9 protein-coding genes are annotated in these 25,524 nt (G+C 61.7%); 2 read left to right on the plus strand and 7 right to left on the minus strand.

The features are described 5' to 3' along the window. Nucleotides 1-4: 4 nt before the first annotated feature. Nucleotides 5-13,627, plus strand: coding sequence for a non-ribosomal peptide synthase/polyketide synthase (locus EJA70_RS26260; RefSeq protein WP_158834650.1), 13,623 nt, complete (start codon nt 5-7; stop codon nt 13,625-13,627). Nucleotides 13,628-13,690: 63 nt separating this feature from the next. Beyond that, nucleotides 13,691-14,638 (plus strand): alpha/beta hydrolase, encoded by a 948-nt coding sequence (locus tag EJA70_RS26265; protein WP_158834653.1) that lies wholly within the window; start codon nt 13,691-13,693, stop codon nt 14,636-14,638. Between the two features lie 111 nt (nt 14,639-14,749). Here the strand turns inward: EJA70_RS26265 and EJA70_RS26270 are convergent, their stop codons facing one another. From EJA70_RS26270 to pvdM, 7 genes are all read right to left on the minus strand, one after another. Continuing rightward, nucleotides 14,750-16,063, minus strand: coding sequence for an S-type pyocin domain-containing protein (locus EJA70_RS26270; protein WP_158834656.1), 1,314 nt, complete (start codon nt 16,061-16,063; stop codon nt 14,750-14,752). Between the two features lie 61 nt (nt 16,064-16,124). Beyond that, nucleotides 16,125-17,156: a hypothetical protein gene (locus EJA70_RS26275; RefSeq protein ID WP_158834659.1), complete on the minus strand. Its 1,032-nt coding sequence runs from the start codon at nt 17,154-17,156 to the stop codon at nt 16,125-16,127. 239 nt (nt 17,157-17,395) lie between these two features. Continuing rightward, nucleotides 17,396-19,822, minus strand: coding sequence for a TonB-dependent receptor (locus tag EJA70_RS26280; RefSeq protein WP_158834673.1), 2,427 nt, complete (start codon nt 19,820-19,822; stop codon nt 17,396-17,398). Nucleotides 19,823-19,976: 154 nt separating this feature from the next. After that, nucleotides 19,977-21,626, minus strand: coding sequence for a cyclic peptide export ABC transporter (locus EJA70_RS26285; RefSeq protein WP_158834676.1), 1,650 nt, complete (start codon nt 21,624-21,626; stop codon nt 19,977-19,979). A 119-nt stretch (nt 21,627-21,745) separates the two neighbouring features. Further along, the gene (locus EJA70_RS26290; protein ID WP_158834691.1) at nt 21,746-22,639 is read right to left on the minus strand and encodes a formylglycine-generating enzyme family protein; all 894 of its coding nucleotides are present in this window, start codon (nt 22,637-22,639) and stop codon (nt 21,746-21,748) included. Nucleotides 22,640-22,669: 30 nt separating this feature from the next. Beyond that, entirely contained in the window at nt 22,670-23,950 is a 1,281-nt protein-coding gene (locus EJA70_RS26295; protein ID WP_158834694.1) for an aminotransferase class V-fold PLP-dependent enzyme, read from the minus strand. Between the two features lie 28 nt (nt 23,951-23,978). Further along, a complete protein-coding gene (gene pvdM, locus EJA70_RS26300; RefSeq protein ID WP_158834697.1) occupies nt 23,979-25,328 on the minus strand; it encodes a pyoverdine-tailoring dipeptidase-like protein PvdM in 1,350 nt (449 codons plus the stop codon). Between the last annotated feature and the right edge of the window lie 196 nt (nt 25,329-25,524).

The following is a 25,524-nucleotide window of genomic DNA, read 5'->3' on the forward strand; positions in this document are numbered from 1 at the left end:
CGGCATGCAGCAGTTGATTGAATCGGTAGGCGCGCTTTCTCCCGAGAAACGCAAGGCGCTGGCGATTCTACTGGGCAAACAGGGCATTAACCTTTATGGCATCGCGCCGATTTTCCGGCGCACCGAAGGTGAACCGCTGCTGTTGTCTTATGCCCAGGAGCGGCAGTGGTTTCTCTGGCAGATGGAGCCGGACAGCGCGGCGTACCACATTCCCACGGCGTTGCGCTTGCGCGGCGCCCTGGACATGGCAGTACTGCAGCGCAGTTTCGATACGCTGATCGAACGTCACGAAAGTCTGCGCACCGGGTTTGCCCGAGGTGATCAGGACAAGGCCATTCAACTGATCAAGGCGCCGTATGCCTTGCAGATCGAGGTTCATGCGCTGGCAGGCGAAGTCGATGAGCCGCGTTTGCGCGCGGCCATCGAAGCGCAGATCGCCCGCCCGTTCGACCTTGAACAGGATGCGTTGCTGCGGGTCTGCCTGTTGCAACTGGCACCGGACGATCACGTTCTGGTAATGGTGCAACATCACATCATTTCCGATGGCTGGTCGATGCAAGTGATGGTCGGCGAACTGATCGAACTCTATGCCGGGTTCAGTCGGGGCGCGCCGGCCACGCTTGCACCGTTGCCGATCCAGTACGCCGATTTCGCCCAGTGGCAACGCAGCTGGATGGACGCCGGTGAGCGCGAGCGGCAACTGAGCTATTGGGTCGAGCACCTGGGCTCGGATCCCGGCGTGCTGGAATTGCCGGCCGACCATCCACGCCCGCTGGTGCAAAGCTATCGCGGCGCACGTCTGGATCTGCAACTGGACGCGGCATTGAGCAAAGGCTTGCAGGACCTCGCGCGCCGTGAAGGCGTGACGATGTTCATGCTGTTGCTGGCGGCGTTCCAGACCTTGCTGCATCGCTACAGCGGTCAGGATGACATTCGCATCGGCGTGCCGATTGCCAACCGCAACCGCGCGGAAACCGAAGGGCTGATCGGCTTTTTCGTCAACACCCAAGTCTTGCGCGCCAGCCTCGACAGCAGCATGCCGTTCAGCGCTCTGTTGGCCCAGGCCAAGCAAACGGCGCTGGGCGCGCAGGCGCATCAGGATCTGCCTTTCGAGCAATTGGTCGAAGCCCTGGCGCCGGAACGCAGCCTGAGCCGCAGCCCGTTGTTCCAGGTGATGTTCAACCATCAGAGCGGCGCGCGGCAGGCCAATCAGGCCATGCAATTGCCGGGGCTTGCGGTTGAGAGCGTGAACTGGGACAGCCTCACGGCGCAGTTCGACCTGACCCTGGAAACCCACGAGTCGCTGCAAGGCGTGTGGGCCTCACTGATCTACGCCACGGACCTGTTTGAGGCGACGTCCATCGAGCGTATGGGCCGGCACTTGCAGGCGTTGCTCAAGGGCATCGTCAGCGATGCGCAACAGCGCGTCGGCGAGTTGCCGTTGCTCGATGCCAGTGAGCGGCAGGTGTTGCTGCACGACTGGAATCCTGTGGACGCTTCGTTTGCCAGCAATCTGTGCATCCACCAGTTGATCGCTCGTCAGGCGGCGCAGACCCCGGATGCACGCGCGGTGACCTTTGCCGAGCGGCACCTGACGTATGCCCAGCTTGAAGCGCGGGCCAACCCGTTGGCGCATGCCTTGATCGAACGTGGCGTCGGCCCGGAAGTACGGGTCGGCGTGGCGATGCAGCGCTCGGAGAATCTGCTGGTCGCGCTGTTGGCGGTGGTCAAGGCTGGGGGGGTGTACGTGCCGCTCGACCCGGATTACCCGGCCGACCGTGTCGCTTACATGCTCGAAGACAGCCGTGCGCTGTGCCTGCTGACCGAACGCGAGGTCGCCGCCAATCTGGCGATTGCGGCCGACACCGACGTGCTGCTGATGGACAACGCCGCCGAAAATTTCGCCGCGTACCCTACGCATGCGCCGGAGACGCGGGTGTCGGCCGACAACCTGGCGTATGTGATTTACACCTCCGGTTCTACCGGCAAACCGAAAGGCGTGGCGATCGCGCATCGCAACGTGCTGGCGCTGATCGACTGGTCGCAATCGGTGTACAGCCGCGACGATATTCAAGGCGTGCTGGCCTCGACCTCGGTGTGTTTCGACCTGTCGGTGTGGGAACTGTTTGTCACCCTGGCCAACGGTGGCTCGCTGATCATCGCCCGTAATGCGCTGGAGTTGCCGCAGTTGCCGGCTCGCGATCAGGTGCGCCTGATCAACACCGTGCCGTCGGCGATTGCCGCCCTGCAACGCAGCGGCGAGATCCCGCCGAGCGTGCGCATCATCAATTTGGCCGGCGAGCCGCTCAAGCAAGCGCTGGTCGACACCTTGTACGCGCAACCGACGGTCGAGCATGTTTTCGACCTGTACGGTCCGTCGGAAGACACCACCTATTCGACTTGGACCCGGCGCACGGCCGGTGGCCAGCCGAGCATAGGCCGGCCACTGAAGCACACCGCCAGCTATGTCCTCGATGGCGAGCTGCAACCGGTGCCGCAAGGCGTTGCCGCCGAACTGTATCTGGCCGGTGCCGGCATCACCCGCGGTTACCTGGCCCGGCCGGCATTAACCGCAGAAAAGTATCTGCCGAACCCGTTCGGCGCTCCGGGCGAGCGCTTCTACCGCACGGGTGACCTGACGCGTTATCAAGCTGACGGCAACCTGCAATACGTCGGGCGGATCGACCATCAGGTCAAGGTGCGCGGTTTCCGCATCGAGCTGGGCGAGATCGAAGCCCGCCTGCTGCAACAAGACGCGGTGCGCGAACTGGCGGTGCTGGCGCAGGAAGGCGCGAGCGGTCAGCAATTGGTCGCCTACATCGTGCCGAGCGCTGCCCTGGGCAATGCCGAAGAACAGGCGCGGCTGCGCGAAGTGCTCAAGGCCGGCCTGCGTGAACACCTGCCGGAGTACATGGTGCCGGCGCACTTGCTGTTCCTCGAACAATTGCCGCTGACCCCCAACGGCAAGCTTGACCGCAAGGCCCTGCCTAAACCTGATGCAGCGCTGGAACAGCACACCTATTTGGCGCCGAGCAACGACAACGAACGGCAATTGTGTGAGATCTGGCAGGCCGTGCTCGGGTTGGAGCAGGTGGGCGTCACGGATAACTTCTTTGCTCTGGGCGGTGACTCGATCATCTCCATTCAGGTGGTCAGCCGCGCGCGTCAGGCCGGTCTGCGCATTACCCCCAAGGATTTGTTCCAGTACCAGACTGTGCAAGGTCTGGCCCGGGTCGCCCAGCGTGGCGAAGCGGCGTTCAGCATCGAGCAGGGCGCCGTCACCGGCAGCACGCCGTTGCTGCCGTTCCAGCAACGATTCTTCGAACTGCAGATTCCTGAGCGTCAGCGCTGGAACCAGTCGCTGCTGCTGAAACCTTCGCAGGCGGTCGACGCCAATGTCCTCGAACGCGCCTTGCAAGCGCTGGTGGCGCATCACGATGCCTTGCGCCTGAGCTTCAGCGAAGGTGCTGAACGCTGGACGGCCACGCACCGTGCGCCGGATAACCAGGCGTTGCTGCAACAGGCGAGCGTGCAGCACGTCGACGAAATCGAAGCGGTGTGCGACGCCGCGCAAGGCAGCCTCGATCTGCAAAACGGTCCGCTGTTGCGCGCCGTGCTGCTGAATGTGGCCGACGGCAGCCAGCGGTTGTTGCTGGCGATCCATCACCTGGTGGTCGACGGTGTGTCGTGGCGTGTGTTGCTGGAAGATTTGCAGAACGCTTGCGAGCAACTGCAAAACGGCCAGGCAATCAAACTCGCGGCCAAGACCAGCCCGTTCAAGGACTGGGCGCAACGCCTGCAAACGTTCGCCGCCGGCGAGCTGCATAGCGAACTGGCGTGGTGGGCCGAGCAGTTGGGCGAGGCACCTGCCGATCTGCCTTGCGACAACCCAGTGGCGACCTTGCAAAACCGTCACGCGGTGAGTGTGGAAACCCGCCTGAATGTCGATCAGACCCGCCAACTGTTGCAGCAGGCGCCCGCCGCCTATCGCACACAAATCAACGATGTCTTGCTGACGGCACTGGCGCGGGTGATCTGCCGCTGGACCGGGCAGGCTTCGACCCTGATTCAACTCGAAGGTCATGGCCGCGAGGAGCTGTTCGATGACATCGACCTGAGCCGCACCGTTGGCTGGTTCACCAGCCTGTTCCCGGTACGCCTGACCCCGGCCATGGGCCTGGCCGACTCGCTCAAGGCGGTCAAGGAACAACTGCGTGGCGTGCCGAACAAAGGCCTGGGTTTTGGAGCCTTGCGTTACCTGGGCGATGAGCGCGCGCGACAGACCCTCGCCGCGCAGCCGGTACCGCGCATTACCTTCAACTACCTGGGGCAGTTCGACAGCCAGTTCGACGATGCCGCGCTGTTCGTGCCCGCCAGTGAAAGTACCGGCCGTGAACAGAGTTCGCTGGCGCCGCTGGCCAACTGGCTGGACATCAACGGCAAGGTCTATGGCGGCGAGCTCAACCTCAGCTGGTCGTTCAGCCACGAAATGTTCAATCAGGCGACGATCCAGCGTCTGGCTGATGACTATGCGCAAGAACTCAATGCACTGATCGCCCATTGCTGTGATACGCACAACCGCGGCGTGACGCCGTCGGACTTCCCGTTGGCTGACCTGACTCAGGCGCAGCTCGATCAACTGATCACCGATCCGCAAGCGGTGGACAACGTTTATCCGCTGTCGCCGATGCAGCAGGGCATGCTTTTCCACACTCTGTACGAACAAGGTTCGGGCGATTACATCAACCAGATGCGCGTGTCGGTGGAAGGGCTCGATGTCGAGCGTTTCCGTCAGGCCTGGCAAGCGGCGCTGGAGGCTCATGACATTCTGCGTACGCGGTTTGTCTGGGGCGGCGAGCAAGCACAGCCACTGCAAATCGTCGAACGCACGGCCACGCTGCCGTTCACCGTTCACGACTGGCGCGGCCAGCCGAGTGAAGCGCTGGACGCGCTGGCCGAGGCCGAGCGCAGCCGTCCGTTCGACCTGAACGAGGTGCCGTTGCTGCGCCTGGTGGTCGTGCGCACCGCTGCAGACCGTCACGAACTGCTCTACACCAGTCATCACATTTTGATGGACGGCTGGAGCAACTCGCAGTTGCTCGGTGAGGTGTTGCAACGCTATGCCGGGCAAGTGCCAGCAGCAGCCATCGGCCGCTACAGCGATTACATCGCCTGGCTGCAGCGTCAGGACAGTCAGCTCAGCGAGCAGTTCTGGCTTGAGCGTCTGGCGCAATTTGATGAGCCGACCCGCCTGGCCCAAGGGCTGGCGGATCGTTCGGCGAGCGCGAATGGCGGGACCGAACAATATCAGCAGTGGATCGACGCCACCGGCACGTTGCGCCTGAGTGAATTTGCCCGTCAGCAAAAAGTCACCCTTAACACTTTGGTGCAAGCGGCGTGGCTGCTGCTGTTGCAGCGTTACACCGGGCAATCGACCGTGGCGTTCGGCGCCACCGTGTCGGGGCGTCCGGCGAGCCTGCCGGGCGTCGAGCAGCAGGTCGGCCTGTTCATCAACACCTTGCCGGTGATTGCCCGTCCGGAACCGCAACTGACGGTCGGCCAGTGGCTGCAAACCGTGCAAGAACTCAACATCGCCCTGCGTGATTTCGAACACACGCCACTGGCCGATATCCAGCGCTGGTCGGGGCAGGGCAGCGATGGCCTGTTCGACAACCTGTTGGTGTTCGAGAACTACCCGATCTCCGAAGCGCTGGAGCAAGGTTCAGCGCTGGGCCTGAATTTCGGCGCGGTGGACACCCGTGAACAAACCAACTTCCCGTTGACGGTCGGGGTCAATCTGGGCGAAACCCTGTCGGTGCATTACAGCTTTGCCGCGGCGAATTTCAGCCAGGCGACGATTGCTCGTCTGCACGCACAACTGGCCTCGCTGCTGGAGCAATTCGTGCAGTCGGCCAATGCGCGTCTCGGCGCGTTGACCCTGCTCAGCCGTGAAGAACAGCACCGTTTGCAGGGCAGCAATCGTGCGCAGCCGTGCACCGACCCGTTGCTGGTGCATCAGCGCATCGCAGTGATTGCGGCGCAGCAGGCGCAACAAGAGGCCGTGCGTTGTGGCGATCAGGCGTTGACCTTCGCCGAGCTTGAAACCCAGGCCAATCGCCTCGCGCAGGTGTTGATCAATGAAGGTGTCGGCCCGGAAGTGCGCGTCGGCGTAGCCCTGCCGCGCAGCCCATCGGTGCTGGTGGCCTTGCTCGCTGTGCTCAAGGCCGGCGGCGCCTACGTGCCGCTGGACGCCAGTTATCCGCGCGAACGCCTGGCCTATCTGATCGAAGACTCGGGCATCGCGCTGTTGCTCACTGATTCGCAACTGCGCACCCAGTTACCGCTGAGCGCCGGTTTGCGCGCACTGGACCTGGACACGCTGTCGACCGCCGAATGGCCAGACGTTGCGCCGCAGGTTGACGTGCAGGCGGAAAACCTCGCCTACGTGATTTACACCTCAGGTTCCACCGGACAACCCAAGGGCGTGTGCGTGGCGCACGGCCCGTTGGCGATGCATTGCCAGGCCATCGGCCAGCGCTATGAAATGACCCCGGACGATTGCGAACTGCATTTCATGTCGTTCGCGTTCGACGGCGCACATGAGCGTTGGCTGACCCCGCTGACCCATGGCTCGCGGCTGTTGTTGCGTGACGACAGTCTGTGGAGCCCGGAGCAGACCTATACCGCCATGCAACAGCACGGTGTGACCGTGGCGGCGTTCCCGCCGGTGTACCTGCAGCAATTGGCCGAGCACGCCGAACAGGTTGGCCAGCCGCCGGCAGTGCGCATTTACTGCTTCGGCGGCGACGCCGTGCCCAACGACAGTTTCGAGCGGGCGCGTGCCGCGCTGGCGCCGCAGTACATCATCAACGGTTACGGGCCGACCGAAACCGTGGTCACTCCGCTGATCTGGAAGGCCGGACGCAATGACGAGTGCGGCGCGGCCTATGCACCGATCGGCACGCGTATCGGCGACCGCAGCACCTGTGTGCTCAGCGCTGATCTCAATGCGTTGCCACAGGGCGTGATGGGCGAGTTGTACCTGGGCGGCAGCGGGCTGGCCCGGGGTTATCTGGATCGTCCGGCGATGACCGCTGAACGCTTCGTACCCGATCCGTTCGGGGCGCCGGGCAGTCGTCTGTATCGCAGCGGGGACCTGGTGCGTGAGCGCGCCGATGGCGTATTTGACTATCAGGGCCGCGTCGACAACCAAGTGAAAATCCGTGGTTTCCGCATCGAACTGGGCGAAATCGAAGCGCGTCTGCTGGAACTGAGCAGCGTGCGCGAAGCCGTGGTGCTGGCGCATGCCGGGCTCAGCGGCAAGCAACTGGTGGCGTATCTGGTGCCGGCGCAGCCGGTGGCAGAAGCCCATCTGGGCGAATGGCGCGACAGCGTGCGCAACACCCTCAAGGAGAGTCTGCCAACGCACATGGTGCCGGCGCACTTGATGGTGCTGGCGCACTTGCCGGTGACCCCGAACGGCAAGCTGGATCGCAAGGCGCTGCCGGCACCGGATGCCAGCCTGATGCAGAACAGCTACGTGGCGCCGCGCAACGACATGGAGCAACGCATCGCCACGATCTGGGCCGATGTCCTGCGCCTGGAGCGGGTCAGTGCCACGGACAACTTCTTCGAGCTGGGCGGTGATTCGATCATCTCGATTCAAGTGGTCGGCCGTGCGCGGCAGGCCGGTATCCAGTTCACGCCCAAGGATTTGTTCCAGCACCAGACCGTGCAGGCACTGGCGGCAGTCGCGCAACTGGGCGGCACGCTGCTGAGCATCGACCAGGGGCCGGTCAGCGGCGCGACGCCGTTGCTGCCGTTCCAGCAATGGTTCTTCGCCAGCGAAATTCCCCAGCGGCATCACTGGAACCAGTCGTTGTTGCTCAAACCGGCGATGACCCTGCACGCCGACAGCGTTGCGCAGGTGCTTCAGGCACTGGTTGTGCATCACGATGCCTTGCGCTTGTCGTTCAGTGAAACGACTGACGGCTGGACAGCCACTCACCGCCCGATCGAGCCTGCGCAAACACTGCTCTGGCAGCGCACGCTGACCGATCCGGGTGAAATCGAAGCCACCTGTCAGCAGGCTCAGGGCAGCCTCAATCTGCACGACGGTCCGCTGCTGCGAGGTGTGCTGCTCGATCTGCCGGACCACACTCAGCGTTTGCTGCTGGTGGTGCATCACTTGGTGGTCGACGGTGTCTCGTGGCGGGTTCTGCTGGAAGATCTGCACACCGCGTTCAGCCAGATTCAGGCCGGGCGCGAGGTCGCGTTGCCGGCCAAGACCAGCGCCTTCAAAGCCTGGGCCGAGCGCCTGCAGGCGCACACCGCCAGCCTCGATGATGAACAGGCCTTCTGGCGTGAGCACTTGCAGGGGGCCAGCACCACGTTGCCGTGCGAGCGCCCGGACGGCAGCCTGGAAAACCGCTACGCGCAAAGTGTGCAGACGCGTCTTGCCCCTGAGCTTACCAAACAACTGTTGCAACAGGCCCCGGCGGCTTATCGCACGCAGGTCAACGACCTGCTGCTGACCGCACTGGCGCGCGTCATCAGCCGCTGGAGTGGGCATGCCTCGGCGCTGATTCAGCTGGAAGGACATGGTCGTGAAGACCTGTTCGACGATATCGATCTGAGCCGCACCCTCGGCTGGTTCACCAGCGTGTTCCCGGTGCACCTGACGCCGGCCAGCGGGCTCGCTGACTCGATCAAGCAGATCAAGGAACAACTGCGTGCGATTCCCGACAAGGGCATCGGTTTTGGCGCCTTGCGTTATCTGGGCGATGTGTCGGCGCGTGAGGCTTTGGCAGACCTGCCAACGCCGAAAATCACCTTCAACTACCTTGGCCAGTTCGACAGCCAGTTCGACGACGCTGCGCTGTTCCTGCCGGCCGGCGAAAGTGCCGGCAGTGACCTCAGCGATCGCGCCCCACTGGGTAACTGGCTGTCGGTCAACGGCCAGGTGTATGGCGGTGAACTGAGCCTGTCGTGGAGCTTCAGCGAGCAGATGTTCGACACCGCGACCGTGCAGGCATTGGCCGATGATTACGGGCGTGAACTGACGGCGCTGATCGACCACTGCGTGGTTCCGGGCAACCACGGCCTGACGCCGTCGGATTTCCCGCTGGCCGCGCTGAGTCAGGCGCGTCTGGACGGTTTGCCAGTGGCAGTCGCGGACATCGAAGACATCTATCCGTTGTCGCCGATGCAGCAGGGCATGCTGTTCCACACCTTGTCCGATGATGGCGACGATCTCTACGTCAACCAGCTCAACCTGTCGGTGGAAGGCCTCGATATCGAGCGCTTCCGGGCCGCGTGGGAATGCGTGGTGCAGCGCCACGAAATTCTGCGCACGTCGTTCCACTGGCAAGACAGCCAGGCGTCACCCGTGCAGATCGTCCACCGTCAGGGCGTGGTTGACCTGCAAGCGCTGGACACGCCGATGGATGAAGCGCAACTCGCCGAGTTCGCCCGTCAGCAGCGCGTTCAGGGCTTTGCGCTGGACCGCATGCCGTTGCAGCGCACGCGCCTGATTTGTCTGGGTGCGGACAAGTACCAATTGATCTGGACCAGCCACCACATCCTGATGGACGGCTGGAGCAGTTCGCAGTTGTTCGGCGAGGTGCTGCAGCATTACGCAACCGGTCAGGTTGAAGGCGAGAGCGGTCGTTATCGCGACTTTATCGCGTGGTTGCAGCAGCAGGATTCGGCGCAACTGCAGCAATTCTGGCGCGGCCACTTGCAGACGCTGGTCGAACCGACCGCGTTGAGCCAGGCGATGCACCCGCGTCACGAGTCCGCCGAGCACGGTCACCAGGCGTTGTACACCCGTTGGGACGCACAGCAGACCGCCTTGTTGCAGCAGCATTGCCGAGCGCAGGGCATCACCGCCAACACGCTGATTCAAGGTGCATGGTTGCTACTGTTGCAGCGCTACACCGGTCAGCACAGCGTGGCGTTTGGTGCCACCGTGGCCGGGCGCCCGGAAGGCTTGCCGAATGCCGGCAGCATGCTGGGCCTGTTCATCAATACCTTGCCAGTGATCCAGACCCTCGATCCGGCGCAGCCGCTGAACGCCTGGCTGAGCAGTCTGCAGGCTTATAACCTCGACCTGCGTGAACATGCTCACGCACCGCTGGCGGACATTCAGCGCTGGTCGGGGCAGGGCGGGCAAGCCTTGTTCGACAGCATCATCGTGTTCGAGAACTACCCGATCGACCAGCGTCTGGAACAGGCGCCGCGCGGCTTGCGCTTCGGCACCTCGGCCAGCCATGACGTGACCAACTTCCCGATGGACCTGGCGGTGCATCTGGGCGAAGAGTTCTCCATCGAGTACCTGTTCCTGCGTGATCGTTTCAGTGTCGAAGCGGTCGAGCGGATCCGCCAGACCATGGAAGTGTTGCTGCACAGCATGATGCAGCAGCCGACCGAGCGTCTGGGCAATCTGCAACGTCTGGCTGCGCCGCAATGGCAGGCCTTGCAACAGTGGGGCGCAGAACCGGCGGCGGTGCACCGGCGCGAGCTGTTGCCGGCGATGATTGCCGCACAACGCCCTGAGGCGATTGCCGCCGAATGTGCCGACGAGCAGTTGAGCTATGCGCAACTTGAGCGCCGTGCCAACCAGTTGGCGCATCATTTGATCGCGGCGGGTGCCGGTCCGGAAGTGCTGATCGGTGTCGCACTCGAGCGCTCGCTCGACATGCTGGTGGCCTTGCTCGCGGTGTTCAAAAGTGGCGCTGCCTACGTGCCGCTGGACATCGATTATCCGAGCGAGCGCCTGGCCTTCATGATCGAAGACTCCGGCATGCGTCAGATGATCAGCCGTGGCGCCGCCAGCCAGCGCTTGCCGCTGCCGGCGAACCTGCCATTGCTCGATCTCGATCATTTCGATGGCAATCAATATCCGCACACCGCGCCGCGCGTGCAGACCTGTGATGACAGCCTCGCGTACCTGATCTACACCTCGGGCTCTACCGGTTTGCCCAAAGGTGTGGCGGTGACCCACGGACCGCTGAGCATGCATTGCCAGGCGATCCGCGAACTGTACGAAATGGACGCGACCACCCGCGAATTGCATTTCATGTCGTTCGCCTTCGATGGTGCGCATGAACGCTGGCTGACCACCCTGGCTTTCGGCGGCACCCTGGTGCTGCGCGATCATGAACTGTGGACGCCAGAGCAGACCAGCCACGCCTTGCTCAGCCGTTCGATCGACATCGCCTGCTTCCCGCCGGCCTACCTCAAGCAGGTGGCCGAGTACGTCGAGGCCAGCGGTATGGCCGTGCCGAACGTGCGCATTTACTGCCTGGGCGGTGACGCTGTGCCGGAGCAGACCTTGGCGCAAGTGCGCCGCGTGTTGCAGCCGCAGTTCATCACCAACGGTTACGGCCCGACCGAAACCGTGGTCACTCCGATGCTCTGGAAAGCGCCGAACGATGAAGCCTGCGCTGCCGGCTATGCGCCGATCGGGCGAGTGGTCGGCCAACGCTCGCTGTGGGTGCTGGACGACGACCTCAATCCGCTGCCACAAGACTTGTCCGGCCAGTTGTATATCGGCGGCTACGGGGTTGCCCGCGGTTACCATGGCCGTGCGGCCATCACCGCCGAGCGCTTCGTGCCGGATCCGTTCGGCGCGCCGGGCAGTCGTCTGTACCGCAGCGGTGACCTGGTGCGCCTGCGCCATGACGGCATCCTCGATTACGTCGGCCGTGCCGACCACCAAGTGAAGATTCGCGGTTTCCGTATCGAACTGGGTGAAATCGAAGCCTGCCTGCGTGCGCAGGACGGCGTCAGCGATGCCGTGGTCATCGCCCGTGACGGCGTCTCGGGCAAACAGTTGATCGGTTACGTGGTCAGCGCCGACGACAACGCCGGTGACCGTCTGAAGACCCTGTTGCGCGCACAACTGCCGGAATACATGGTGCCGCTGCAGATCATTGGCCTGGCGCGCCTGCCGATCTCGCCGAACGGCAAACTGGACCGCAAAGCGCTGCCGGAGCCAGCGTTTTGCGCCGATCAATATCAGGCGCCACGCAACGAGCAGGAACGTTGGCTGGCAGAGATCTGGGCCGACGTGCTGCAAGTGGAACAGGTGGGTATCAGCGACAACTTCTTCGAGTTGGGCGGTGATTCGATTCTCAGTCTGCAAGTGATTTCCCGGGCGCGCAACCATGCGCAACTGAAACTGGAGATCAAGCTGCGCGACCTGATGCGCTTCCAGACCATTGGCAACCTGTTCGACCAGCAAGCGGTCGCCCGCTCGAGCCAGACTGCCGACAGCAGTCATGTGGCGCAGGCTGGCGCGTTTGGTCTGTTGCCGATCCAGGAGTGGTTCTTCGCCGAGGGCATGAGTGAACCGCAGCATTTCAACCAGGCGATGATGCTGCGTTCGCGCCAGGCACTGGATGCCCCGGCGCTGGAGCAGACGCTGCGGTTGATGCTCGAGCAGCATGATTCGTTGCGCCTGCGCTTCTATCAGGATCAGGGCCGCTGGTTGCAGCACTATCAAACGTTGCCGGACTGCTTGCGCATCGCTGAGCGCAACCCGTTGCTGTGGCAACGGGAGATCAGCGACATCGAGCAACTCGACGCACTGGTCAACCAGGCCCAGCGCAGCCTCAACCTGCTCGAGGGGCCACTGCTGCGCGGCCTGCTGGTGAACCTGCCGGACGGCGAGGTGCGTCTGCTGTTGGTGGTGCATCACCTGGTGATCGATGCGGTGTCGTGGCGGGTATTCCTGCAAGACTTGCAACTGGCCTACGAGGCGTTCAGTCAGGGCCGCGAACCGCAACTGGCGCAGCGCACCAGCAGCTATCGCGCCTGGGCCGATGGCCTCGCGGCGCAGGTGCCGGCACTGGTCGAGCAAGAGCTGGATTACTGGTTGGCACAGCTGGATCAGCCGGGCAAGGATTTGCCGTGTGACAACCCGCGTGGCAAGAACCTGGTGCGTTTCCGCGAAGAAACCTTCATGGGCCTCGACGCCACCCGCACCGGGCAATTGCTCAAACAGGCGCCAGCGGTGTACGGCACGCAGATCAACGATCTGCTGCTGACGGCGCTCGGTCGTGTGCTGTGTCGCTGGAGCGAGGCCGAGTCGGTGCTGGTGCAACTGGAAGGTCACGGCCGTGAAGACCTGGTCGAAGGGCTGGACCTGAGCCGCACGCTCGGCTGGTTCACCACCATGTTCCCGGTACGGCTGACGCCGTTGACCGAGCAGGATTTCGGCGCCTCGATTCTGGCGGTACGCGAACAGTTGGCGGCGGTGCCGCAGAAGGGCGTCGGCTACGGCGCGTTGCGCTACATGGCTGATGCGTCGGTGCAGCAGCGTCTGGCGGCCTTGCCACAGGCGCGACTGACCTTCAACTACCTGGGGCAGTTCGACCAGACCTTTGATGAGCAGGCGATGCTGATGCCGGCGGACGAGCACATCGGCGACGTCTACAGCCTGGACGCCAACCTTGGCAACTGGCTGGAAATCGTCGGTCAGGTGTTCGACGGCAAGCTGTCGATGCGTTGCATGTACAGCACCCGTCGCTTCCGCCCAAGCACCATCGAGACCTTGATGCAGCAGTATCAGGCCGAGCTGGAAGCGCTGGTCGAGCATTGCCTGCAACAGTCGGCGCGTTGAGCCGGTCTTTAACTTTTTGAGAGGGCCGGTGCGCATTGCGCGCAACAGCCCGGGATGTGATGCATGTCATTGAATTCGGAAGTAGCGGCGTTTCTTGATCTGGTCGAAGACAGTCAGAACGACGCGTTTCACCAAGGGACACCCGAGCAGGCGCGTGAGGCGTTCGAGCAGTCCTCGCAACAGATGCGTTGGGCCGTGCCGGATGTCGACGTGAGCGAGGTGCAACACCGTGCCCGCGACGGCGCTGAACTGACCTTGCGCTTGTACCGTCCGTTGCAAAAGGGCGGTGTCTTGCCGGTGCTGCTGTTTTTGCACGGCGGGGGTTTTGTCGTCGGCAGCCTCGATTCCCACGACGGTATCTGCCGCGAGTTCTGCGCGCGCACGCCGTGTGCAGTGTTGTCGGTCGGCTACCGCCGCGCGCCGGAACACAAGTTCCCGGTGGCGTTGCACGATTGTGCCGATGCACTGGATTGGCTGCGCGAACAGGCTGGTGAATTTGCTCTCGATCTGTCGCGCCTGGTGTTTGGCGGCGACAGCGTCGGCGCCACGCTGGCGACCGTGCTGGCGCTTGAGGCGCGCGCCCCCGGCGCGCTGAAACCCTGCCTGCAATTGCTCTGCTACCCGGTGACCGACGCCTCGCAGCGCCGTGAATCGATGGACTTGCTCGGCGAAGGCTACCTGCTGGAAAGCGATTCCCTGGAATGGTTCTACCAGCACTACGCCCGCAGCATCGAGGACCGCAGCGACTGGCGTTTCTCGCCACTGCTGAGCAACGACCTCGCCGGCGCCGCCCCGGCCTACATCGCCCTGGCAGGCTTCGACCCGCTGCTGGACGAAGGCCGTGCCTACGCCGAACGTTTGGCCAGCACCGGAGGACTGCTTGAATGCCGCGAATTCAGCGGCCACGTGCACGACTTCCTGCGCATGCGCATGGTCACTGAAGAAGTGGAGGCGATCTATCAGGAACTGGTGAGCGTGCTGCGCACCGTGATGTATCCCGAAACGGTCTGATCCGCCCTGGCCTGATGTGTGCGTCGACACCTCAGGCCATCAACATCCGCCCCTGTGGGAGCGAGCCTGCTCGCGAAGAGGCCGGTCCTGACAGCTTGTTTCAGGAACTGACTATTGCGGTTTGAAACCGGGTTTGCCGTTGGCGGCTCGCCATTCTTTGATGGTGTTTAAAACGCCTTCTGGACTGTCCTCAACGCCTTCGGCGGGATAATACAAAACGTTTGATCCTGCAGGGTGCTCGGCTGCATCGACGATGAGTTCTACAATTTCATCCAGCTCTTTTTCTGATGAGTAGTCACCTTTGAATAATCGATGTATCAAATTCATATAATCGAATTCCGTGTAGTCCTCGTATTTTTTATTTGAATTCAATTTGATGTCCTCCGGTTTTGTGTGTGTCGAAATATGTTGTTTCGGTGTAAGCACTTTGATGTTGTCAACGTCGTAAACAGAGCCGCCCTCACTGATAGGAATTACATGGTGAAGATCGAGTTTTTTCTTCTTACCGACGTGGTCCACGATGTCGGCTGTAGCAGCAAGTCCCTTTGCAGTTTCAATTTGACTAAGTGAGGACAATCCTGAATTTAGTTTTTGGTCTGCTGCCACAGCCTTCCAAAACGCCCGCCTAAATGCTTTAAAACTGGAAAACTCCCGCCCCCTCAGCTTATCCGCAATCTGCGCGGGTATCGGTGCGCCCTCCGGGGTTGACGCCGTCCCCAGCCAATTACCCGATATCACTTGTCCATTCCCTGTAGCGACTCCCGGATCCTGTCGGCGATCCCTGAACATCGTGAAGGTCGGCGGGATGCCGGACTCGATCGGGAATACGGTGATGAAGCCACCGAAGCCGTACTGATCCAGTTCGGGAAACGGGTCGACTCGCCCGCCTTGCGGGGTGGCCGTTGCACCTTCGTAGATCGGCAGATCGGTGTCGGCGAACGGTAAGTCCGTCGAAGGATTCAGCGGCAGTACCAAAGGCGTCCAGGTCAAGGTGGGACCCTTGGCTTCGGCGTCGCCGGAGACGTATACATTTTTGCCGGCATCAAAGCGGGCCAGTCTTACCGGCACGTTGGCGGGTGTGACGCCGTCCGTACCGACGACGACAATCTCTACGCGGTTGCCGATCGTCCTGGAACCAAGCCTTGCCGGCAGGTCGACGTCTTTGCCGTTGGCCGCTTGTTCGTACAGGTCGACAGCGTTCAGATCGGGAGCGAGTTCCGCGAGCGGAACGCTGGCCGAATAAAGATCACCGCTGCCCAGCCTGGAGGGAATCAGCAGTGCTGCGAAGCCGACCAGCACGGGCGCAGCCGCGGCGCTCACGATAGAAACGGCTGTGCGCAAAGCGGTTCTGAGCGCCAGTGAGGTGGCCTGGCTGGTGGCGATGTGGCCGAGGGTGCCGCTGAACGTTGAGTCAAACGCCGCCATTGAGCCAACGTTGGCGAACGTCGGACTTTGCCAGCGCGCGTCGCTCTCGGCTTGCCATTGTTCATGCTGGCGGTTGTTTTGCGCGGCCAGTTTGGCCTCGGCTTGGGCCGCGCGGCGCCTGCTGCTGCCTTTTCCTTTTGGCTTTTTTCTGAGCCTGACTCTGTTCCCTCAGGCGCTGTGCTTCCTCGTCTCGCTGAATCCGCGCCTGTTCAGCCTCGGCTTCTGCCTCACGTTTTGCCTGCGCCTGACGCGCGAGAAGGGCTTGCTCGGCGGCGAGGCGATCCCGCTCGGCAGCCGCGCGTTGAGCTTCTTCCTGTTCCCGTTGGCGACGTGCTGCATCTGCCAACGCCTGTTGCCGCTGTTGCTCCGCAGCAATCCTTGCGTGTTCAGCGGCCTGACGTGCCGCTTCGGCGGCAGCCGCTTGCGCCTGTTCGTTGGCCTGCACGGTGGTCAGCCAGTTGTGCACACTGGCTTGTTGTTGATGCAGAACCGTAAGGGTCTGGGCCAGCAGTCTGGCTTCGAGCGCCGCTCGATAGGACTGTTTCCACAGGTTCATGCCCGGGCCGTTGGGGCTCAGGATGCGGTCGACGATCTGTGCGCGGGAAAGGAACTGGAAAACCGTTTTATCGGTAGGATCGCTGCCGTAGAAACCGTGGGACACCTGGATTTCGTGCTGCAGTTGCCGGGTCTTGCGCTCGATCACGGTGTTGCGCACACCCAGCTCGCGGATCAGCGATGCAGCCGGTGGTAGCGGCTGGGTAGAAATTTCCTGTCGTGCGGCAGCCAGGTCTGCTTCGATGGTCACCGGAATCTGTGCGGTCTTGCCTTGATATTCCGCTTCCAGCGGGCCGGTAAAATTTTGCAGAACTTGTTGATATCGGCCGGTGTTTCGCGGCGGTCCGAACATTCCGCTGTTGGGAATCGTGGTGCCGGTTGCGGGACTGATTGGAACGTCTTTGGGGGCTATTGCGGTTGTATGGACAGCCTCGTCCAACTCCCAGGCTTGGGGCTTCTTCGGCATATTCATATCCTTTTGAATGTGCGCGGTTATCGATAAGCAACTGGCAATGTTCCGTTGCTTTCTGCCATTCAAAATTACAATGAAACGGTTGCAGACTTTTCCGAGAAGCCCGTAGCTGATTGCAGGAGATGAGGCAGGCGTTTTCGACGGGGCGTCGGTTATAGCGCAGACTTCTTTCAGGTAATCGGACGTTTCCTATGCAACGAAAGGAAATGCCTTTCAAACCGCACGCCGTGTAGTCCGTTAAGCCTTTACCCATAAAAAAAGCGCCCCGGTTTGGCCGGGGCGCTTTTTGTGTTGCGGTGGTTAAATCAGAACGTGTACTTGAAGCCGGTCATGATGTTGCGCGGTGCGCCGTACATGCCGTGGTCGCCGGCGTAGCTGAGGTATTCGCGGTCGAATACGTTGTTCAGGTTGACCGAGGCGCTGAGGTTTTTGTTGATGTCGTAGCGTGCCAGCAGGTTGGTGACGGCGTAGCTGCCTTGCTGGAAGGTGTGCAGGTCGGCACCGGTCTTGCTCTGCCAGTTCACGCCACCGCCAACGGTGACTTTGTCCAGAATGCCCGGCAGGCGATAGCTGGTGAAGGTCTTGAGGCTGTGACGGGGCAGGGTGGTGACGATGCGCTGGTCATCGGCATCGGTGCTGACCGCGTAGGCGTAACCGGCAGACGCTTGCCAGCCTTCGGCCAGTTCGCCATCGAGGGTGAATTCCGCACCTTTGGTGGTGGTGCCCTGTTCGGATTTGTAGGTGTTGCCGCCTGGGGTGTCGATCCAGATCGCCAGGTTGTCCTGCTCGATCTTGAACAGCGCGAAGCTGGAGTTCAGCTTGCCATCGAAGTGGCTACCCTTGACGCCGACTTCGTAGCCGGTGCCTTCCATCGGGTCCAGCGGCTTGTTGTTGATGTCGCGAACCCACGACGATTGCGGGTTGAAGATCTTGGTGTAGCTGGCATACAGCGACCAGGTGTCGTTGACGTCGTAGACCACGCCCGCGTAAGGGATGTAGACACCGGTTTCCGATTCCTTGGTCTTGGTTTCTGCACCGCCGTACGGTTTGTCTTCGATCTCGCGATGCCAGTCGACCACACGGCTGCCGAGCAGGATGCTCAGGTCATCGGTGGCGCGCAGGCGGGTGGCCAGGTAAGCGGCGTATTGCGTTTCATCGACGGTGGATTTGCCGGTGACGTTGAATTCGGGTTTGACCGAGTCGCCGTTCCAGTTCAGCAGGTTGTCGATGGCGCCGGCAGGGGAGCTGGAATAGTCGTATTTCCAGCCACCGTAGCTCGGCACGTTTTCGTAGTATTGGGACAGGGTCACACCGGCGATCAGCTCATGCTCGCGACCCAGCAGGCCGAACGGGCCGGTCAGATAGGCGTCGATGTTGTTCTGGCGCGGGGTACCGGAGAAGCGCACCGGCAGTTGGGTCGTGCCGCTGCCGTCAGGGTTCAGGCCGCCGTTGACGTAGTTGAAGACTTCGTCGAATTTGTTCTCGGAGTGAGTCAATTCAACCTTGCCGCTCCAGCCATTACCGAATTGCTGTTCGATCGAGGTGAAGAAGCTGGTTTGTTCGTGGTCGTTGTAAGACCAGGTCTGCGCCGAGTTCAAGGAACGTTTGAGGTTGGTGCGCGAGCCGTCGGTGAAGCGGGTCGGCAGGCCCGAACGCATTGGCGAGTCGACGTCGGTGCGCTGGTAGCTGAAGCCCATCGTCAGCAAGGTGTCTTCGGTCAGGTCGAACTCAGTGATGCCATACATCAGTTGCGAATCTTGCTTGTAGCGGTCGACCCAGGACTGTTCAGTCTTGAAGTCGCCGACCAGACGGCCACGGATGTTGCCGGTTTCGGTCAACGGCCCGGAGACGTCGAAGCCGGTGCCGTAGCGATCCCAGTTGCCGGCTTCAGCGGTGACGCTGGCCTGCGCTTCGGCGGTCGGACGCTTGCGGATCAGGTTGATGGTCGCCGAAGGGCTGCCCAGGCCGCTGATCAGACCGGTGGCACCACGCACCACTTCAACTCGGTCGTACATCGCCATGCTCTGGGTGTAGTTGTCCATGCGCTTGACGGTCGGTACGCCGTCGATTTCGAAGTTCTGGATCTCGAAACCACGGGAGAAGTAGCCGTCGGACTCTGCGCCCTGGCCGTCACGCAGCACGATGATGCCCGGTGTGGCGTCGAGGGTGTCGCTGAGGTTGGTCAGGCGCTGGTCGTCGAGGCGCTGACGGGTCATGACGGTCAGCGACTGCGGGGTTTCCTTGGGTGTCAGGTTCAGACGCGTCGAACTACTGGAGGAGTACGTGGTGTACAGCCCGGTGCCTTCAGTGGTCGACCCCGGCGCCTTGCCGGAAATCGATACCGCGCCCAACTCCAGTGCGTTTCCCGCACTTGCTCCGGCGGCCGGCACCAGCGAAACGGTGTTGCCGGTCAGTTGATAAGTCATGCCGCTCCCCAGCAGCAAGTTGTCCAGCGCCTGTTTCGGCTCCAGGTGACCGGAGACCGCACTCGATTTCAGGCCCGCCAGGGTTTCCGGGCTGTAGAGAATCTGCAGGTTGGCTTGTTGCCCAAGCTGTTGCAGTGCGCTGGACAGCGGTTGCGCAGGGACGTTGACGTCGACCGGCGTCGCTTGTGCCTGGGCGCTGCCCAACAACATCAGCGTCAGCAGGGCACCTGACAGCACGGCGCCACGCGGATTGCGGCGGGAAATGGCTACAGCCAGAGGGGTGCGGGACAACTTTAAGGCTTGCATTTGCTCGGGATGCTCCTGAAGTGCGAGTGCAGTTTTATTAGTTAATGATAATTAGACGCAACACTGCGTAAAAACCGGAAAAAATCCCGCCAACCGCGAAAAACTCTGCTATCGCGTGAAGGCGGGATCAGCCCATCCCTGAGCGGTTGGCGGGTCAGGCCGGGTTGAGCGCGGTTTTGACTTTGCCGGCATCCATGCGCACCAACTGGTCGGCGACATCGAAGTAACGGTCATCGTGGGAGATCACGATGATGGTCTTGCCCAGACGTTTGAGGTCGGGCAGCAACTCGGTGTAGAAGACCCGGCGGAAGGTCGGGTCCTGATCCGCGGCCCATTCGTCGAACACCAGCACCGGGCGTTCCTCCAGCCAGGCATTGACCAGCGCCAGACGCTTGCGCTGGCCGGTGGACAGGTCGGTGGTGGTGAAGCTGCCGTCCTGCACGCTGACCTTGTGGGCGATTTCCAGGCGTTGCAGGTATTTGTTGGCGTCGTCGGGAATGTGCGTATCGCCTTGCACCACGTCATCGAACAGGTAGTAGTCGGCAAAGACTGTGGTGAACAACTGGCGGTAATCGTCGCGGGTGAGGGCGGTCACGCACTCGCCGTTGAGGCGGATTTCGCCTTGTTGTGGCGGATACAGGCCCAGCAGCAATTTGATCAGGGTGGTCTTGCCGCAGCCGTTTTCGCCGACGATGAACACGATGTCGCCCTGTTCGATCTTCAGGTTCACCGGCCCCAGCGTGAACGGACTGGCGTCGCCCACGGCCGGGAAGGCGTAGCGCACGTCTTTGAGTTCCAGGCTCTGCACCGGCTCGGCTTTCTTGCCCTGATCGCTGAGCAACAGATGCGGCTCGGGCGAGGAGAACTGCGCCGACAGTTCGGCGATGCGGCGGAAGGCGATCTGTGCGCGGCTGACCACCGGCAAGGTGCCGACCAGATGCTCCAGCGGACCTTTCATGTACAGCAGCACCAGGACGAAACCGCTCATCACGGTTTTGTCAGCGCTGGGCCAGAACGATTGCAGGGCCAGTGCCAGACCGATGACCACAAAGAACAGCATCGAGCCGAAACTCTTGGCGATCACGAAGGTGTTGATCGATTTGATCTGGGTCTTGCAGATGAAATCGGCAGTGCCCTTGATGCCGCTGTTGAACATGCGTTGGCGGCGCGGGCGGTGAATGCGCAGTTCCTTGGCACCTTCGGCTATCGCATTGTAATGCTTTTGCAGTTCGTCTTCAGCGTCTCGGGCGGCGAAGAAACCTTTGATCCCGCGCCCTTGGGCGAAGTACTGAATGCCCGTGCCGATCAGGATCGCCACCACCATGATGAGGAACATTGGCCACGACAGCATCGCCAGATAACCCATGCAACCGAGGGTCACGGTCAGCGAGATGGCCAGTGGCGCGAAGGCGAAGGCGAAGTCGCTGATGGTATCGACATCGTGGGTCAGCACCGGAATCAGGCGATGGCTGCGATAGCGTTCGATCTGTTCGATCGGTGCCGACAGGACTTTCTCGCCCAGTTGTTTGCGCAGGGTGGCGATGATGTGCTGGCCGACATAATTGGTGCCGATGTCCGAGCAGATCGAGCTGAGCAGCGCCAGCACACACAGGCCACCGAACAGCGCGACCACGCCTTGGGTCAGACCGGATTCGGAGTGCAGCGCGTTGTTGATGGTGGCCAGCAGGACGGTGACACTCAGGCCACCGACCATACCCAGAATGACCGACAGTGCGACGACGAGCCGAAAAGGTTTGAGTAGGGTGAACAATTCATGAATTGCACCGCGCGTAGGCTGGGTCATGACAGGACAGTTCCTTGGGTCGTAAAGGCAGATACCCTGTAGAACGTCTGATCCGCTGCTTAATTTAGACGGTCGCCGACTGGCGGCGACCGGGGGGAGAGGAGAAGCGTTACTGCCGATTACAACTCACGCACGACACGGAAACCGATCCAGTCGCCGCGGGTCTTCGGATCGATGTCGTTGCGGTTGCCGGAACGGGAGAAGACCGGCGCTTCACCCCAGTCATTGCCGCGAATGCGCAGGGTCTCGCAGTTGGGTTCCAGCCACGCGCTGCCGTCTGTTGGCGCACCTTTGTAGTCCGGGTGATAGCAGTCTTCGACCCACTCATAGACATTGCCGTGCATGTCGTACAGGCCAAAGGCGTTAGCCGGATAGCTGCCTGCCGGCGAGCTGAAACTGTAACCGTCCGCCGGGCCGTAGGTGTTGGCGTGCTTGGCGATGCTGTAGCCCTTGCCCTCGTCGAACGGGAAGGGGAACGGTCCTTTGGAACCTGCACGGGCACCGTATTCACGCTGGGCTTCGCTGAGCATGCTGTAGGTCTGGCCGGTTTTTTTCGACAACCAGGCGACGTAGTTCTTGATGTCCTGGAAGTCCATGCACACCGCCGGCTGGCGCGGGGTTTGCGGGTAGCGCGGTTTGCTCGCGACGCATTCGCGACCGGGGCGCGTGTCACCGTCGGCGATCACCGCACCGCTCTCGCGAATGTAACTGTCCCATTCACCGGCAGTGATCTGGAAGCGGCTCATGGCGAAGGGTTTGGCGAAGGTCACTGCATGCATCGGGCCTTCGTCGGGTTCGCGCCCGACTTCATCGTCCGGTGTGCCCATGGTAAACGTGCCGGCCGGCAGCACGACCATTTCCGGGCAATCTTTGCAGTCCTTGAATACTTTGCCCGCGGCGGGCGCTGTCGCGGCCTGTGCGGCACTAGGCAGCAGACCGGTCATGAGGGCGGCGAGGGCCAGTGCCTTGAGCGCCTTGGCGCCGAGGGCAGGGGTCAACAGATCACGTTTCATGAGTCATCTCGTTTAAAGGAAAGCGGGGCGTCACAGCTGTTTGTTGAGCACGGCCATGAAACGCTCGATGTCGTTTTCGCTGTTCAGCAGGCCGGGTGCGATGCGGATCACCGGGCCGACGTCGCGCTCCACCGCGTCGCATACCACGCGGTTTTGCATGAGTTGAGCGGCGACCTGATCGCAATCGCGATCCTTGATCCGGAAGAAGGTGAAGCCGGCAGACAGATCGCTGCTGCGCGGTGTCACCAGTTCAATCGAATAGTGTTCCAGCAAGCGGTTTTTGGCGTAGGTATTGAGTTCGTGAATACGCGTTTGCACCTCGCGCTTGCCCAGCGTCAGATGCAGCTTGAACGCTTCGTCCAGCGCCCAGCGGTGTTCGAAACTGTGATACCCGCCGGGGGTCATGATGGTCGAGAACGTGGTGGCTTCGGAGAAGGTCGGGATGGTCGGGGTGACATCCTTCAGTTCGCTGGAACGTGCGCAGATGATCCCGGTGCCGCGCGGGCCGAACATCCACTTGTGGGTACCGGCGATAAAGAAATCGCAATGCATGTCGGGGAAGTCGAGGTCATCGACACCAAAGCCGTGCACGCCATCGACGACATAGAGGATGCGATCCTTTTCCTCGCGCTGGCGATTGTGCTGGTCCACCAGTTTGCCGATCTCGCCGATCGGCAGCTTCACGCCGCTGCCCGATTGCACCCAGGTCATGCCCAATACGCGGGTTTCGGGGCGAATGCCTTTGTCGATTCGGGTCAGTATTTCGTCGACGGATACCTTTGCGCTGCTGTCGAACAGCTTCAGTTTGCGCACCTTGACGCCATCTTTCTGCTGGCGGTAAGCCAAGGTGTAATTGGTCGCGTAGTGCTCGTGTTCGGTGGTGAGGATTTCCTGATCGGCGCGCACATGAATGCCGCCATAAATCAGCGCCAGCCCTTCGGTGGTGCTGCCAGTGAGGGCGATCTGCTCAGGCTTGGCCTTGAGGTAGCGACCGGCCCATTCGCGCACGGCTTGCTCGCGCTTTTCGGTTTCACCCAGATCCCAATCCATTGCGCGACCGGGATTGCGGTCGAGGGTCACGCGGTAACGCTCGATGGCTTCGCGCACCGGGCGCGGATGGGAGGTCACGAGGAAGTTGGCGAAATGCAGGTATTCCGGGTCCTGATCGAACAACTGACGCAGTTGCGCCCATTTGTTGCCGCCGATCGGTTGTGGATTGGCGGCGCGGGCCGGCAGGTTGACGGCAGCGCCCAGGGGCAGGCCGGCGGCAAGAATGCCGGCTTGTTTGAGAAAAGAACGACGGTTGGTCATGAGGTCTGATCGCTTGTTCGAAGAGGTGTCAGCGGTTGACGACAGGCTTGGAGGACTTTTGCACCTGTTCCCAGACCCGCAAGAAGTTGCCGCCCCACAATTTGGCGATGTCGGCCTCGCTGTAGCCACGCGAGATCAGCTCGGCGGTCACGTTGCGTGCTTCGCTGACGTCCTTCCAGCCATCCAGACCGCCGCCATCGTTGAAGTCGGAACTGATGCCGACATGGTCGATGCCGATTTTCTTCACGGCGTAATCGATTGCGTCACCGAGGTCCTTGAGGTTGGCCTTGGGTTCTTCGTCGACGATTGCGTAGAGCTGGCCGGCGTACTCGCCAAAGCGTTGTTCCGGCCAAACGGTGATGATCGGGTCACCAGGCATCAGCGCCATCTCCAGGCCCTGCAGTGGTTGCAGATCAAACCTGGCACGCAGGGCGTTGAGCTTGTCCTGCGTTGTTTGGCTCAGGGGACGCAAATAGGTCGGGAAACCGACGATTTGCACAACGCCGCCACTGTTCTTGATCAGTTGCATTTCCTGGTCGCTGATATTGCGCGGGATATCCACCAGTGCCCGTGGCGCCGAATGGGAGGCCACGATCGGTGCGCGACTCAGTTGCGCGACCTGTTCCAGTGCCTTGGTCGACATCTGCGAGACATCGATAATCACGCCCAGATCGTTGAGGCGATGCACGGCTTGTTTGCCAATGTCCGACAGGCCGCCGAGCGCATCGCGGGTGTCATTGAAAAACGGCAGTGGTCGTGAAGAGTCGGCCCAGTCGTTGTTGCCCACGTAACTGAAACCGAACATGCGCATGCCACGTGCGGCCCACTTGTCCAGGGCGTTGAGATCGTTGCCCAGTGGATAGGCGTTGAGCATGCTCATGAAAATCGCAAACTTGCCTTCGCCATGCAGACGGCGGAAATCGTCCGGGGTGTAGGCGATGGCGACCTGATTGGGGAAGTCGCGCACCAGGGTGCTGATGATCTTGTAACGGGTTTCCTGTTCGAAGCGTGCTTCTTCGACAAACCCGGCGGTCGGACGGTGGGGGGCGTTGGCGCCGTTCCAGATTTCCGGCCAGCCGAAGATCGTCAGGGCGGCACCGGACAGGCGCCCGCGGGCGGTTTTCACCAGATCGAACTGGCTGCTGCCATCCTTGTCGGCTTCGTTGCCGGCGGTGCCGAAATCCAGCGGTACGGTGATGTGGCTATCGAAGGAAATGATGCGGTCCTGCAACTCATCGGCTTGCTGCATGACTTTGACCGGGTAGCCGGGATTGTCCTTGAACCAGTGTTCCCAAACCGCAAAACCTGCGGCGGCACTGATCGCCAGGGCCAGCGGCAGGCCGATGTAAAGAGCCTTTTTCGAACGTGGTTTTGTCATTGCCATCTCAGTCAGGTTCGCCGTCGAGGTGCAGGCGCAAGGGCCTTCGCTATCTGGGTGGAACGACTGGGCTGCCGGGTAATTTAGGTCTGGCTGAAAAGAACGCGCGCGATGCAGGAACTGCCGAAGGCTGCGATCTTTTCAGGACGGCATAAATTTACCTCCGCAACAAACGTTCTAGCTTGGATAAAGCCTG

Source organism: Pseudomonas sp. PB103, from assembly GCF_009764635.1.
In the GTDB taxonomy this organism is placed as follows: Bacteria; Pseudomonadota; Gammaproteobacteria; order Pseudomonadales; family Pseudomonadaceae; genus Aquipseudomonas.